We start from the raw sequence: 15,650 nt of genomic DNA, 5'->3' as shown, positions 1-15,650 counted from the left end.
ATAAAGACTGTCCAGAACAGGTATCATAATTGATATTTAACAAATATTACTCTTAATTATTACACGGCTTTTGCGGTTTGTGGCCTAGACGTAATTTGTTTGCGGCACGTGTGGTTGGTGTTAGTAAAACAAGGTACGCTGGATAAGTATGGTTAGGTACCGAATGCGAGCAGATAGGCCGAAAGGGCTAACTTACAAGGATGTTGGGCTGTCATGACTGGATTGCAAATTGGGGGCTACGTTGCTTGGCTCGGCTTGTTGCTGTGGTTTTTTCCGCGGGAGTTCTGGCCGAAGTTTAAAGGCGAGAAGGACTACCAGCATTGGGTGTCAGCCTCGGTTGTGGTGCTGTTTTTGCTTTGGAGTTTGCGGGCTGGGTTAACCGACGGCCTGCAGGTGCATTTTTTGGGCTTGACGCTCCTTGCACTGTGCCATGGCTGGCGGATAGCCGGCTTGATAGGCGCGGTGCCTATGCTGTTGCTGATGGTTTTTGGCTTGCTGCCCGTGACCGATGGTGGGTTATACGGCCTGACCAATGTCATTTTGCCAACCATGTTCAGCTATGCCTTCTTTCTATTTACCTACCGTTTTTTTACCCGGCACTTGTTCGTCTACATTTTTCTTGCCGCTTTTATGAATGGGGCGCTGACGATGGTCGTGCATATGCTGGTGTCTGCAGGGTGGATTTTTCTGGCAGGGGAGTATAGCTGGACGTATATCGTCGAAAACTACTTGGTTCTGATGCCGCTGTTGCTGTTCCCCGAAGCATTATTGAACGGTATGGCCATTACCTTGCTGGTGGTTTACAAGCCGGAGTGGGTGAGGACGTTTCATGATCGGGACTACTTGAGCCGATGAGGGCGCCCTGCATGATGCCAAAATTAAAAACGCCAGCATAAGCTGGCGTTTTGTCATGCCACCGAAATTAGCGAATTAGCTAAGACCGGTAATATTGCCATCTTCGTCGATATCCAATGCCAGGTAGGCAGGTTTTTCTGGCAAGCCCGGCATGGTCATGACATTACCGCACAGGGCGTAGACGAAACCGGCACCCGCGCAGAGTTTCAGCTCACGGACAGGCACGACAAAATCGGTTGGCGCACCTTTCAAGCTTGGATCGTGGGTAATAGACAGTGGTGTTTTCGCCATGCAAATCGCCAAGTTGTCGTGCCCTTGGGCCTTGAGCTCGGCAAGTTGCTGCTTCGCCAGATCAGAAAGCTCAACCCCGCGCCCGCCGTAGCCCACTTCGGCTACTGTCATCAGCTTCTCTTCCAGCGTTTGCTCTAGGCTGTATAGCGGCTTGAAGTTAGCTGGTTGTTGGCATGCGTTGATCACGGCATCGGCAAGCTCGGTTGCGCCTTCGCCACCTTTGCCGAACGCTTCACTGATCGCGACATCAACGTGGGTCGAGAAGTGCGCCTGCTCAATCATGGTTTTTAGCGCCGCAAGTTCAGCGTCACTATCTTGCGGGAAGCGGTTGATTGCCACAACCACTGGCACACCGTATTTGGCTGCATTGTTGATGTGCCATTTTAGGTTTTCGAAACCAGCAACCAAGGCTTTGTCATCCGGGGCAAAGATTGCCTCAGGCAGGGCTTGGCCCGGGCGTAGGTCATACAGGCCCGAGTTGGCTTTAAGGCCGCGCAAGGTGGCAACGACAACGGCACAGTCTGCCCCGCGACCCGCTTGTTGAGCTTTGATATTGCACGCTTTCTCGAAGCCCATGTCAGAGCCGAAACCACCTTCGGTGATGGTGAAATCGCTTAGCTTAAGGGCGATACGATCAGCGATGACCGAAGAGTTACCGTGGGCGATATTGGCAAACGGGCCAGCATGGATCAGGGTCGGTACGCCTTCCAGTGTTTGCATCAGCGTTGGCTCGATAGCCTCGCACATGGTCACGGCCATCGCGCCGGCAACCTGCAAGTCTTCTGCTGTTACCGGGTTGCCGTCGATATTATAAGCCAGTACCACACGGCCGATACGCTGGCGCATGTCTGCCAAATCTTTCGATAGGGCAAGGATAGCCATGAGCTCAGATGCCGCCGAGATATCGAAACCGTCTTCGCGCTCAAGGCCGTTGATGGTTTTGCCCGGTTGGTTCTTGCCGACAGTGATCATGCGAAGGGCACGGTCATTGTGGTCCATCACGCGCTTCCAGACGATACGGTTAATGTCGATACGCAGCGCAGCCATGCCGGTTTTCTCGGCAAAGGCCTCATAACCGTGGCGCTCTTCATGATAAAGGCGGGCATCAATGGCAGCTGCGGCAAGGTTGTGCGCGGCGGTTACGGCGTGGATATCACCGGTCAGGTGAAGGTTTAGCTTCTCCATTGGGGCAACTTGGCTGAAGCCGCCGCCAGCGGCACCGCCCTTAACGCCAAAAACCGGCCCCATCGAAGGCTGGCGAATACACGCCATGACTTTTTGCTCACGCTTGGCTAGGCCCTGTGCAAGGCCAATGGTTGTCACGGTTTTACCTTCACCCAGCGGGGTTGGGGTGATCGCGGTAACCACGACCAGCTTTCCTTCTTCTTTATCTGCTAGGCGTTTTAGTACCGAAGGCTTTACTTTGGCCTTGAGCGTACCTTGTGGAGTCAGATCTTCAGAAAGAAGGCCTGCCTGTAGTGCGATGCTATCAATTGGTGTGAGTTCGGTATCACGGCAAATTTCAATATCACTTTTCATGGGCGGCCATAACCTCGCTTTGGTAACTTGAGATATCTTGCGCAAGAGGAGTATTACGAGTTGCGCAAACGTTTGCGTTGGGTTTATACCATAATTTTATCATGGGTAAAGGGGAAAGTGCCGATATATATGTCACTAGTTTGGTTAAACTTTAATAGAATGTTGTTGCTATATCTTATGGTTACTTAAAAGTTGCTGAGAATTAAAGAAAAAATTGCTGTTAAATATTTGTGTTTGTACGACTTTTTTTGAGTGATTATGAAAAAAATTTTGTTGGTGAATTGCTTAATAAAAAACCGCAGCCTTGGCTGCGGTTCGTTGTGAATCTTTGGTCTGTTATACCACTTCCAGTCGGGAGACTTCTGGCTCTAGAGCATCGTCATAAACGTTGCGTAGCTCGGCCATAATGCTTTCTCGGGTAATGATGCCAATGAACAGGTCATCTTGTAGTACCGGAAGAATTCGGGGTTTGCTGGCTTTCAGGGCTTTTACCCTTTCTTCCAGCGACATAGTCGTTGTGCTTGTAGCTATTCCCATCGGCGTGGTTGGGTAAAGTTGATCTTTGTCGATGCAAAGGTACTCGACGATATCAACTAAGTGATCATCTACATTTACCGCTACGACATCTCGCTTCATGAGATCAACAACTTTTGTGCCCTTGATTGGTTGGTAATCTTGATACCACAGCTCTTTCATTACGTCGAAAGTAGAGAAGAACCCGACAAGGTGGCCTTGTACATCACAAACCGGTGCGCCTGAGAGGTTTTGCTCAACCATCATATCGATGGCTTTTGGTACTGAAATATCAGCCGTTAATGTAAACGGTTGTGTATTTGTAACGTCCTTGACCGTTAGGTGAGAGAGCATATCAGTTTCCTTGGTTGGCTCTAGATTCAAGCTTTGCGTAATAGGGCTTACACTGGCTGCTTTTAGTTGAGGGCGTCGAAAGATACACCAGTTTGCAAGACCAACAAGCACCGCGCCTCCCAGAATATTGCCGAGTGTTACTGGTAGTAGGTTTGCCATTAGGAATGTGGGGATGGTGAGGTCGCTGAATTGTTGCGGATCGGCTGCGACTTGTTGCCAGAATTGATCTGAGGCGAAGTTCTGAATATAGATACCAAGGGGTACCATAAACATATTGGCAACCGAGTGTTCAAAGCCACTGGAAACAAACATAGAAACAGGCAATACCATGAGTAGCGCTTTGGTAAGCGCATTGGCGGAGCTAAACGTCATCCAAATTGCAAGGCAGACTAGCAAATTACACAGTACGCCAAGGGCAAAAGCTTGTACTGGAGTATGGTGGATTTTATGCTGGGCAATGTTGAGTGCATTCAGACCCCATTGACCATTGTTGAGCAAGTATAGGCCGGCAGCGCTGATCAGAAATAGCATGAACATGGCACCGATGAAGTTGCCAACGTAGACCTTCGCCCATAGGGATATCATTTTTTTAAATGAAATTTGTTGGTTAGCCCAAGAGATGCTGGATAGAACCGAGCTGGTAAATAGCTCGCCACCGCACAACACGATGAGGATCAGCCCCATACTGAAAACAATGCCACCGACTAAGCGACTGAGTCCCCAGCCAGCAGCGGCACTGCCAGTAGTAACAGTGATATAAAAGACAAAGGCTAGTCCGATAAATGCACCAGCCATAACAGCTAGTCCCAGCGTCATGCTGCTGGTTTTTTTTGCTTTGCTTAGTGCGAATTTCTCCGCTTCCGCCATCATTTCTACTGGCGAGAACAGCTGGTTATTAGTGGTATCTACGTTACTCATGCTTACCCCAAGTGCTACACACTTTTTCCGTCTCGGTGCTCACTGTTTTTCACTTCGGCTTCCTGCCCAAGTTACATGCTCAATGTATTAAGCAATGCAATAATAAGAAAAATTGATAGCAATATAAAGCTGGTTCATATTTTCTTATATGAAATATATGATTACAATTTCGTATATTGCAGTTTTGGTAGATTTCGATATGCAAACAGTGGTATGGGGCATCACTATTGTGAATAAGAGTGAGCCATCGAGCAAGTATTGAATGATTGGGTTAAAAAAACCACCAGCCAGAGGCTGGTGGTTGACTGTCATACGGGTTTACTTTTTGATAAGTAAGGTATTGCTATTTTACGCTGTGGCCTGCTTAAGCTGGGTGCCATCCATCGCGTTCGCCTGCTGAATTTTTGCTACGTATAGCTTCATCATTAGGGAAATGCATAGTGCGACAGATAGAATTCCAACGAAGATATACATCGTGATGGTATAGCTACCTGTTAAATCACGTACATAGGCGGCCAGTGACGAGCCTGTTAATCCAGCCAACGCCCAAGCCGTAAGAATATAACCATGGATTGCGCCGAGTTGTTTGGTACCAAATAGATCACCGATGTAGGCAGGTAGTGTGGAGAAGCCACCACCGTAACAAGTCATGATGATAAATACCACTGCTTGGAAAGCGATAGCATGCGAAAGTGATGGCAGCATCATAAAGGCCACGATCTGAATAATAAAGAACAGAACAAAGGTATTCGGTCTGGTGAGGTGATCGGAAGCCGATGACCACAGTAGGCGACCTAAGCCATTGAGTAGTCCCATTACACCAACCATTGTTGCCGCTTCCATTGCGGTGAGGCCTGCAATTTCTTGAGCCATAGGGGAAGCTGCAGAAATGATCGCAATGCCGCATGTGATATTAATGAAGATCATCACCCATAGACCCCAAAAGGTTGGTGTTTTGATTGCTTCATTGGCGTTTTGCTGGCTGAGATCTGCCGTTGTCTTTTTCACTTTGGTCGGCTGATCTGTCTCTACCATTGAGGCAGGCTTCCAGTTAACCGGTGGTCGCTCTAAATAAAGTGAAGCCGCTAAAATAATGGTAAAGTAAGTACCGCCAAGAATAAAGAAGGTTGATGATATACCTACACTATTTATTAAAGCTTGAATGGCTGGGCTTGCAATCATCGATGCAAAACCAAAGCCCATAATCGCTAAGCCGGTTGCCAGTCCACGGCGGTCAGGGAACCATTTGATTAGGGTTGATACTGGCGTAACATAACCGACCCCAAGGCCAATACCGCCCAAAACGCCGTAACTGAAATAAAGCAGATATAAGCTTTCCATCATGGTTGCAATACCTGCTCCGGCAATACCTGCACCGAAAAAGGCTGCAGCAATTGTACCGGTGAATCGCGGACCCTTCCTTTCAACAACATGCCCCATGACTGCAGCAGATGCACCAAGGAAGAAGATGGCGATCCCAAAGGTTAGTGAGATTTGTTGTAAATCCCAACCGAAAGCAACATGAAGCGGATTAGAAAAGACACTCCACGCATATACAGATCCAATAGAGATATGGATTCCTACCGCGGCAAGTGCTATTAACCAGCGGTTTTTAACTTGTGTTGATTGCATTTGATTTAACCTACTAATTAATTACTGCTAACAATATATTTTTTAAATAGCAGTAAATTAAGAGCGAAATTGATCTCTTGGTTTTATTATTTCGCTTGTTATATGGTTAAAGCTGAATTGAAACTAATTGAAATACTAGGTTTTGTTTTAAACGCGTAGAAGCAATATATTGGGGGTGACATCATGTCTCCCCCAACAAATAAAAGGGTCGAGTCTGTTTTAATTAAGTATTATTTTATTATGCAATGATTGTTAAATAATGATGGTTGAGTAAATGACGCCAATCAAACCAATACTTGCTAGTGCCATTACGGCTTTTTCTGCCATTACACCGCTATTTTCAGCCGCTTTACCAAACATGGCGAAGACAAACGGGTGAACCAGGAATGTCATTGCAAAGGTAAAGGTGATAAGGCTTGCAGCGGCAGCACCAAACATCCCTTCTTGTACTGCGGCAAATAAGCCGAAGTGGGATAGGCCAGATGAGGCAGACATTGATGCATGTTCAAGTGACATACCCGCGACGCTAAGCAGGGTGAAGCTACCGAAGACCGCGATGATCTGCCAGCCTAGTGAGAATAGCATCAGGCCTTTTACTTCACTGCTTTCACAGCCTTTGGCGGCACGAAGTTTTTTCAGTGATAGAAAAACAAACGCTGCGCCAGCCAAAATAAGTGGTAGTGTCCAGCTCACCATCAGGGAGCCGCGCTCGGCACTGGCTGCCAGTATTGTAAAGACAAAGATATGGCCAGCAAACGGAATGTTAATCATGATAGGGGCACGGGACGCGGCTGTGCGGCCAAAATCACCAGCAGTACATGCACCAGTTAGTCCTGAGTGAGATAAGCCGCCAGCTAGGCCCGGTGCAAGGTTACGGAGGTGGTTGGCTTTACCAACGAAGATAAGTAGAGCCAGACCGCCGAACATCCAGAAGATTTGGCCAGAGAAACCGTAAACAATTACGCTCTGTAGGCCAGGGATACCGAAAGCTTCAACCATGTGTGATCCGCCAACGATGAAGCTACCTGCCAGTACAAGTGGAATACCGGCAAATAATAGCGCGTTCATGGTTGGGCCGTGCTTCCATCTTGGTAGGAGCATGCCTAGGCCGGAAGATAAGATCATCGCAAAGAAGATCTGCGGAAGGCCAATAACAGATGACACTGCGTTTGAAAGCCAAAGGGAAATGTTAAGCACGATAATAATCGCAACAACTTCGAATAGACCTTTACGAATATATTTGCCCTTGTTGCTGATCACGGCTTTACGGTCAATCAGAATGAATGCTAAAGCAAGGCAGATATATGACAGGAGTAGGTATGACTCCCCTAACGCCGAGTCGGTTACTCGGCCTGAAAGCAGAACGTCAGCCGTTTGGATACCAATGAGCAACAGGAATGCACGAATGATAAATGTTAATTGTGTACTGCTTGTCCCCAACACCACCTCTTGAGAAGACGGGGTGAAGAAGTCGCAATTTTCATCCATGCTTTGCTTCGACAGCAGACGTTTGATTTCCTGCCCGCCGACGAAGAATGAAGCGATTAATGCAATGACTGTTGTTTGGCCAATCAGCGAAACAATCGGGAATTGATCTAGCCCCGGTGTAGCCATACCACTGTGAACCAGTAGCGAGCCTAAAGCCAGGCCAAAAACAACAATGACGAGCAATGATGAATACTTAGTGCCAGCAACAAGGGTGCGGGCAACAAGCACCATAATTGTTAACGCAACCATTGCAATTACAAAATGGTTAAAAGCAAAAAGATGGGAAACGTGTTCCATTTTAACTCCAAAAACTTTTTCGAACTGCTCACAGGCGCGATGGCATGTCGTAAATACATGGGAGCCCAACTAAGGGAATGCGGGCTGTGAGCGTATAATTAGTCCGTTACTAAATTAGGTCACAACCTGTGGGGCAACATTTTCAGCGACTGGTGTTGTCGCATCATTGAATAGAGCACGAAGAGCTCTCAATACTTCTTGGCGTGATACAACACCGACATACCTACCTTGTTCTAGTACTGGTAAAATTTGTGGTTTGTTGATTTTGATTGATTTGGCGCGCTCTTCTAGAGACAGCGTTGTCATTTGTGTCGCATAGCCCATCGCTGTTGTTGGATAAAGCTGCTCCTTATCCAAAGCCAGATATTCAAGGGCATCTGTTAGACGGTCATCAATATCCATCGTGACTAGATCAGTCTTCATTAGCGTACCTACCGATACGTCTTCATCAGGTAAGTAGTCCTGGCACCACATTTCTACCATGATGTCGTGGGCAGATAAAAAACCAATAAGGTTACCGCTTTCATCACACACAGGTGCACCGTTAATATGATTTTTGGACAAAACATCGATAGCCGTAGGTAAATTCGTATCAGTACTTAGCGTTGGGGCTTGCGTGTTTACAATGTCTCTCACTGTAAGTAATGCGCTCATAACAATCTCCTTAATATAAATCAACAATGTTGCAGTAACTCGCCAAGAGTCATTGAAAAATGGCTCATTGAGCTGTTGACGGAAATGTTACTCAGCACCGGCTCATTAGTAAAATTGATTTTATTTAGGATGTCATTCAGTTTTTCTGATACTTTGTTTAAAAGTATTTCAAAAATCTATTTCTTAGTGAATTAATCAAATTTTATGATGGTGATTAGTCGCATAATGGATGCAGTGATACTTCGCTATTACTATTGGTGTTTTTATTGAGTGTTTTGGCTTGAATTTAATCAATGCAGCGGAAAGTAGTTGTGAGTAAATGGTGAAATTGACAGCCAGCATCTCTTTATTTATTAAGGGGAATATCTAACTGTAGGTATTTGGTTACTATTTTCTTTAAGTATGCTGGGCTAAAACATAAAATGTGTATTCAGTTTGCATTACCCAAGCGCCAAAACTTGATACAATTGGATGCGTTCATTTAGCAATCAGATTTATTGATTGGCGATCGAAGTATAACTATCGGCGTTGGGCCCACCTGTTGTAAACCTAGGAGTAAAAGTGCGTTATTCGTTGAAACAGTTATCAGTGTTCGATGCAGTAGCTGAGTTGGGGAGTGTTAGCCAAGCCGCTGAGAGGTTAGGGGTTACCCAATCTGCTGCAAGTATGTCTCTTAGCCAATTAGAAAAGCTACTTGGCCGGGATCTCTTCGTCCGTCAGGGTAAAGATATGCGCTTGACCCATTGGGGTAACTGGTTGCGACCAAGGGCGAAACGCTTATTGCAAGACGCTGAGCAGATTGAAATTGGCTTTTATGACCAACACCTTTTCAGCGGTAGTATCAATATTGGTGCTAGCCAAACACCTGCAGAACATTTGGTTCCAGAGCTTATCAGTATTATTGATACTGATTTTCCTGAGGTAAGAACTGGGCTGGAAGTGAAAAGTAGCCAGGGTATTATAGAAGGCGTACTTAATTACAAATACGATATTGGCATCATTGAAGGACGCTGTGACGATAATCGTACCCATCAGGAAGAGTGGTGCCGCGATCACCTTGTAGTGGTCAGCTCGGCGCATCATCCTTTTGCCAAGCACAAGCGTGTTAGCCTTGCGCAGCTAGAACAAGCACAGTGGGTATTACGCGAAGGCGGTGCCGGTACTCGTGCCATTTTTGAAAGCGCGATGGTTCCTCTTATTCCTGATTTGGATGTTTGGCGCGAATACAGCCATGTGCCAGTGATCCGAACTATGGTGGCCAATGGCCATTATCTAACCTGCCTACCATACTTAGATGTGGCGCCATCTATTAAGCGCGGTGAACTTATCGCATTGAACGTACCAGAACTAAAAATGGATCGTGCAATTTCATTTATTTGGCGTAAGGAAATGGCTGATCACCCATTGCTGGAGTGTATTAAACGTGAAGGGCACCGTATGATGAAAAACCATAAGCTTGAGATGTCCTGAAGCAGCGAAGTTTACTTTCTAGGTGTAGAAAGTCGAATTGGTGGCATAGCTTGAATCTAAGCGAGGTGCCACCTTACCTCTGATGTGCTACAAGTTTCATTTTTTCTTATAATGCCAATCTAATTAACTAATAGATTAATAAGGTGCGCTTTTCATCGGAGAAAGCGAGCTTTAAGCAGTTATTAGTAGGCCATGTCACGGCTCCCAGCCTTACTTTGTATCCAGCTTTATTATTTAGTGGTGCGGTTAAGCTTATTTTTCAGCGTTGCTTGTTATCTGAGATGCCTTATTTTGCCTATTTTGCTGCTATATAGGGTTGGAATGAAAAAGGAGAGCCTCTGCTCTCCTTTATTCTATCTATTATAAAAATTGATAATCTTTAGATGGTTAGAACATCACTTTTGCGCTGGTGTAGCCGCTGATAATAGATTGGATTTTTTCCATGGTTTCTTTCGGTGGCGGATTGACGCCTTTTAGCGGGTAGTCGAAGCCCATCGCTTCCCACTTGTGTTCGCCTAGCTGGTGGTAAGGCAGCAGCTCTACCTTCTCGATGTTGTCCATGTCCTTGATGAAGTCGCCTAGCAGGTGTGCCGACTGCTCGTCATCGGTTTTACCCGGTACAACGACATAACGGATCCAGGTTTTTTGTCCGCGCTTATGGAGGTAGTGGGCGAAATCAAGCACGCGCTTGTTCGGTACGCCAACCAGATCTTGGTGAACGTCGTCGTTAATTTGTTTCAGATCCAGCATAACCAGATCGGCGGCGTCCAAGACTTCGTCAATGACGTCGGTGTGCTTGCGGATATAGCCGTTGGTATCGAGGCAAGTGTGGATGCCTTGCGCTTGCGCGGCTCGGAAGAAATCACGCACAAACTCAGGTTGTAGCATTGCTTCACCGCCGGAAGCGGTCACGCCGCCGCCAGATGCGTTCATGAAGTGGCGATAGGCAGTAGCCTCTTTGATTAGCTCATCAACAGTAATTTCCTTACCGTCATGTAAATCCCAAGTATCGCGGTTATGGCAATACTGGCAGCGCATAAGGCAGCCCTGCATAAAGACGATAAAACGGATCCCCGGACCATCTACTGTTCCGCAGGATTCAAAGGAGTGGATACGGCCTTTTAGTGACATTGCTTAACTTCTCCGCATAGGTGCGTATTTTCTTGTCATTTTATTACAAAACGCTCAGCTAAAGTAGTCATAAACTCACTTTAAGTGTAAGGGTAATTCACTGAGGTTGCTTGTTATAAGTGGAGGTGAGGGAAGAGGCAGTAACTGGGTAAAGGGGGGATTAAAATGGCTAGTTTTTGCCGTTGGCATGAGGGAATACAAAAATGCCGCTAACTGGGTTAGCGGCATTTTTATGTTCATGACAAGCGGTACAGGCACCGCTTGTTGAAGCGACTGGACTCTAAATTATAGAGACTCAGTGAAAGTACGAGCGATAACGTCTTTCTGCTGTTCTGCAGTTAGAGAGTTAAAGCGTACAGCGTAACCCGATACACGGATAGTTAGCTGTGGGTACTTCTCTGGGTGCTTAACAGCATCTTCCAGCGTATCGCGGTTTAGAACGTTAACGTTCAGGTGCTGACCGCCTTCGATACCAGTTTCGTGGTGGAAGTAACCATCCATTAGACCAGCAAGGTTAGCACGCTGAGTGTCCTGCTCTTTACCTAGTGCGTTAGGCACGATAGAGAAGGTGTAAGAGATACCATCTTTCGCATCAGCAAACGGTAGTTTACCTACTGAAGTTAGAGATGCTACAGCACCTTTCTCGTCACGGCCGTGCATTGGGTTTGCACCCGGTGCGAATGGCGCGCCTGCTTGACGACCGTCTGGCGTGTTACCCGTCTTCTTACCGTATACCACGTTTGAAGTGATAGTTAGGATAGACTGAGTAGGAACAGCGTCACGGTAAGTCTTAAGCTTACGGATCTTGTTCATGAAGGTAGTAACAAGCTCACAAGCGATGTCATCAACGCGAGCGTCGTTGTTACCGAACTTCGGATAGTCGCCTTCGATTTCGAAGTCGATTGCGATGCCGTCTTCGTCACGTACTGGCTTAACTTTAGCGAACTTGATAGCAGCTAGTGAGTCAGCAGCAACAGAAAGACCAGCGATACCACAAGCCATAGTACGACGAACGTCACGATCGTGCAGTGCCATTAGCGCAGCTTCGTAGCTGTACTTGTCGTGAGAGTAGTGGATAGCGTTTAGTGCAGTTACGTACTGCTTAGCTAGCCAATCCATGAAGTTGTCTAGGCCAGCGTATACTTTGTCGAAGTCTAGTACTTCGTCTAGCATTGGCTCAGTCTTAGGACCAACCTGCAGCTTCAGCTTCTCATCAACACCGCCGTTGATAACGTATAGAAGCGTCTTAGCAAGGTTTGCACGCGCACCGAAGAACTGCATGTGCTTACCGATAACCATTGGCGATACACAACAAGCGATAGCGTAGTCATCGTTGTCGAAGTCTGGACGCATTAGGTCGTCGTTTTCGTACTGGATAGAAGAAGTATCGATAGATACTTTCGCACAGAAACGCTTGAAGCCGTCAGGCAGCTGCTCAGACCATAGAACAGTGATGTTCGGCTCTGGAGAAGGACCCATAGTGTATAGCGTGTTTAGGAAACGGAAGTTAGTACGCGTAACTAGCGTACGACCGTCAACACCCATACCACCCATAGATTCTGTTGCCCAGATTGGGTCGCCAGAGAATAGCTCATCGTACTCAGGCGTACGTAGGAAACGAACCATACGTAGCTTCATTACGAAGTGGTCGATCATCTCCTGAGCTTCAACCTCAGTGATCTTACCTGCCGCGATATCACGCTCAACGTAGATATCTAGGAAAGTAGAGGTACGGCCTAGAGACATTGCCGCGCCGTTCTGAGATTTAACTGCTGCTAGGTAGCCGAAGTATAGCCACTGGATAGCTTCTTTCGCGTCAGTTGCTGGGTTAGAAATGTCGAAGCCGTACTTCGCTGCCATTTCTTTCATCTGACCTAGTGCACGGTGCTGCTCTTGAAGTTCTTCACGAAGCTGCATCGTCATCTGTAGATCGTCGCCAGACTCTAGCTTCTCTTGAGTAGAGTGGAACTGAGCAACTTTTTCCTTCATTAGGAAGTCGATACCGTACAGTGCAACACGACGGTAGTCACCGATGATACGACCACGGCCGTATGCATCTGGAAGACCAGTTAGAACACCAGATTTACGACATTTTAGGATGTCTGGAGAGTAAACATCGAAAACGCCTTGGTTGTGCGTTTTACGGTACTCAGAGTAGATCTTAGAAACTTGCGGGTCCAGAGTACGGCCGTAAGCTTTGCAAGAACCTTCGATCATGCGCACGCCGCCGTTAGGCATGATTGCACGCTTAAGCGGAGCTTCAGTCTGAAGACCAACGATAGTCTCTAGATCTTTGTTGATGTAACCTGCGTCGTGAGCAGTGATGGTAGAGATAAGAGAAGTATCGAAATCTACAGGAGCGTGAGTGCTGTTTTCCTGCTTGATACCTTCCATTACCTGATCCCAAAGCTTGTTAGTTGCTTCAGTACCTTCAGTAACTAGGAAAGACTCGTCACCCTCGTATGGAGTGTAGTTTTTCTGGATGAAGTCGCGAACGTTTACATCGTTCTGCCATTCGCCTGCTGCGAACCCTTCCCAAGCTTTAGCAAATTGCTCTGCCATGACATACCTACCTTTTTAGTAGAAAAAACACGTACTGCGTGAGCTGTTGAGCCAGCTTCACCCGAAGGTGAACAGTACACTTTCATTAACAATAATACGGATAATCCAATCAGCGCTATTTAATCTTGATGATTTGATTATTCGTATTAGTGCTATCAAACACTAATGAGAGAGGGCAGTGCTCGCACTGCCCCTCAATTCACTATAGTAGTGCAGGAATGCCGTATTGGCCTTCAAGCATACCTACAGCAAGCATCGCAACAAAACAGATGATAAGTGCACCCGCTGGGATGATGACCTTATCTAGCATTGACAGCTTAGCTGCACGCTCTTTGTTACCGATGAAACCGTTGTTATCCAGTAGCATGGTTAGTGCCCAAGCCAATACAGGGTTGGTTACCATTGCTGCGAAGATACAAATACCTGCCGCTTGCGAGTCTTTGGTGTCTTTAACCATCTGAACACCCGCTTCAAGCAACGGTAGGAATACACCTACTAGTAGCGCGATACGCATTACTGGCGGCCATACCGCTACGTCCATTGGGAAACCAAGGATAGCAACAATAATACACATCACACCTAGCAAGATTGCGCCTGCAGGGATAGGACGCTTCGCGATACCTGCAGGGATGATGTATGTACCCCAAGACGAAGTGATGTTACAACCACCAACCGCAGTACCTACCATCTGACGTAGAGAACACGTAGTCATTGTGTCATCAACATCCATTAGTACTTTTTCAGTACCTTTCGGGTAGTTCAATTCTTGGAAGATTCGGTGGCCAAGGAAGTCTGGTGACCACATCGCAACAGCAAGAATGGCGAATGGCAGAGAAGCAATGAAGTGCTCAACGCCAGGAAGACCAAGCATCCAACCTTGCTCTGTGCTACCCCACCAGTAAACTGGGTTAAGGTTTGGCAAACCAGTCTCGGTTTCGAATACTAGGTCAAAGCCCGCACCAAGTGCAAGGGATACTGCTAAACCAGCAGCAGCACAAGCTGGAATTGCAAGCCAACGTTTGTTTACTTTGGCAAGAAATGCGTACAGTACGATATTTACTGCTAGTACAACCAGGCCGATGTAGCCTAAGCTGCCTTTCTCAACTGTCGCGCTTTCTAGGCCAACAGCCCAAGATTGGATATCACCAATCTGGCTCATTGCACCCGTAAAGCCGAGGAAGATAAGCAGACCACCGGCGACCCCTTCACTGGTCAGGTTGACCAGTTTCGAACCACCTTTGAAGTAACTCAGTAGCAGGCCAAATACGCCAAGCAGAATAGCAAGAGCAAGAGGGTGGGCGCCAGCCAGTGCAATGGTACCGATCAACGGGATCATTGGGCCGTGGTTACCTGCCAAGTTAGCACGCGGGTTCAAGAAGCCCGAGGCTAAGATACAGAATAGAAGTGCAGGGATAAGCATTTCAACACGGGCAACTTCGATAGCGAAGGCTTTACCCAGTTCAACATGATCCCAAGCCGCTGTCAGGCCATCAGCCCAAGACATTGCAACAGAAGAGTACATCGCGATAATCGCAATGGTACCCGCTAGGGCTGGTACTAAATCTTCTAGCTCAAATCGGAAGTCACGGCCAGGAAGGTTGAGTTTCCAACGGCGCGGCTTCATGATTTTCAGCTCATGATCAAGATAGTCTGAGCGACTAGCGAAGTCGGATGCAGGGCGGTGCAGCTCCTGATAACTTCTTTCTTGTGATGACATAAGTGCCTCGTTCTACGTTTAAAGATAATTCTTTTATTATTTTGGCCTTAACTGCAGCAGCCTAAGTTATGTCTTAGGTCGAAAGCCGCTATTAAGTGTAATTATTTTTCACCAAATTTGGTCGCAGTTTACCGATTGTCTACTCCGTTAGAATTGATCTCGATCACTTTGACTAAAATTTTGTAAGAAAATACCCAAAAAAATTTGAATGTAAAGTCAGTATATAGTC

10 protein-coding genes are annotated in these 15,650 nt (G+C 46.8%); 2 read left to right on the top strand and 8 right to left on the bottom strand.

All coding sequences use genetic code 11. The annotated features are described in order from the left end of the window. Window positions 1-213: 213 nt before the first annotated feature. Window positions 214-855, top strand: coding sequence for an energy-coupling factor ABC transporter permease (locus tag C9I98_RS22040; protein ID WP_107272487.1), 642 nt, complete (start codon window positions 214-216; stop codon window positions 853-855). A gap of 75 nt (window positions 856-930) precedes the next feature. On the opposite strand, the gene C9I98_RS22035 is transcribed toward C9I98_RS22040, so the two are convergent. From C9I98_RS22035 to C9I98_RS22015, 5 genes are all read right to left on the bottom strand, one after another. Then, window positions 931-2,685: a formate--tetrahydrofolate ligase gene (locus C9I98_RS22035; RefSeq protein ID WP_107272486.1), complete on the bottom strand. Its 1,755-nt coding sequence runs from the start codon at window positions 2,683-2,685 to the stop codon at window positions 931-933. A 336-nt stretch (window positions 2,686-3,021) separates the two neighbouring features. Further along, complete coding sequence (focA, locus tag C9I98_RS22030) at window positions 3,022-4,470, bottom strand: formate transporter FocA (RefSeq protein ID WP_036826534.1); 1,449 nt, start codon at window positions 4,468-4,470, stop codon at window positions 3,022-3,024. A gap of 348 nt (window positions 4,471-4,818) precedes the next feature. Then, a complete protein-coding gene (locus C9I98_RS22025; RefSeq protein WP_036827927.1) occupies window positions 4,819-6,102 on the bottom strand; it encodes an L-lactate MFS transporter in 1,284 nt (427 codons plus the stop codon). 252 nt (window positions 6,103-6,354) lie between these two features. Further along, window positions 6,355-7,887: a hypothetical protein gene (locus C9I98_RS22020; protein ID WP_107272485.1), complete on the bottom strand. Its 1,533-nt coding sequence runs from the start codon at window positions 7,885-7,887 to the stop codon at window positions 6,355-6,357. 114 nt (window positions 7,888-8,001) lie between these two features. Further along, window positions 8,002-8,541, bottom strand: a complete 540-nt coding sequence (locus tag C9I98_RS22015) for a CBS domain-containing protein (protein WP_036825239.1) — start codon at window positions 8,539-8,541, stop codon at window positions 8,002-8,004. 561 nt (window positions 8,542-9,102) lie between these two features. Here C9I98_RS22015 and C9I98_RS22010 point away from each other — a divergent pair. After that, a complete protein-coding gene (locus C9I98_RS22010; RefSeq protein WP_036826202.1) occupies window positions 9,103-10,011 on the top strand; it encodes a LysR substrate-binding domain-containing protein in 909 nt (302 codons plus the stop codon). Between the two features lie 387 nt (window positions 10,012-10,398). Here the strand turns inward: C9I98_RS22010 and pflA are convergent, their stop codons facing one another. The 3 genes from pflA to C9I98_RS21995 all read right to left on the bottom strand — a co-directional run bounded on the left by pflA (window position 10,399) and on the right by C9I98_RS21995 (window position 15,421). Next, a complete protein-coding gene (pflA, locus tag C9I98_RS22005) occupies window positions 10,399-11,142 on the bottom strand; it encodes a pyruvate formate lyase 1-activating protein (RefSeq protein WP_107272484.1) in 744 nt (247 codons plus the stop codon). A 285-nt stretch (window positions 11,143-11,427) separates the two neighbouring features. Further along, window positions 11,428-13,704, bottom strand: coding sequence for a formate C-acetyltransferase (pflB, locus tag C9I98_RS22000; protein WP_107272483.1), 2,277 nt, complete (start codon window positions 13,702-13,704; stop codon window positions 11,428-11,430). Between the two features lie 202 nt (window positions 13,705-13,906). Continuing rightward, the gene (locus C9I98_RS21995) at window positions 13,907-15,421 is read right to left on the bottom strand and encodes a DUF3360 family protein (RefSeq protein WP_036818808.1); all 1,515 of its coding nucleotides are present in this window, start codon (window positions 15,419-15,421) and stop codon (window positions 13,907-13,909) included. Window positions 15,422-15,650: the final 229 nt, after the last annotated feature.

Origin of the sequence: Photobacterium sanctipauli (genome assembly GCF_003026495.1) — a bacterium.
Taxonomy (GTDB): Bacteria; Pseudomonadota; Gammaproteobacteria; order Enterobacterales; family Vibrionaceae; genus Photobacterium; species Photobacterium sanctipauli.
The sequence above is the reverse complement of the archived record's forward strand: the minus strand, read 5'-3'. Positions and strand labels throughout refer to the sequence as shown.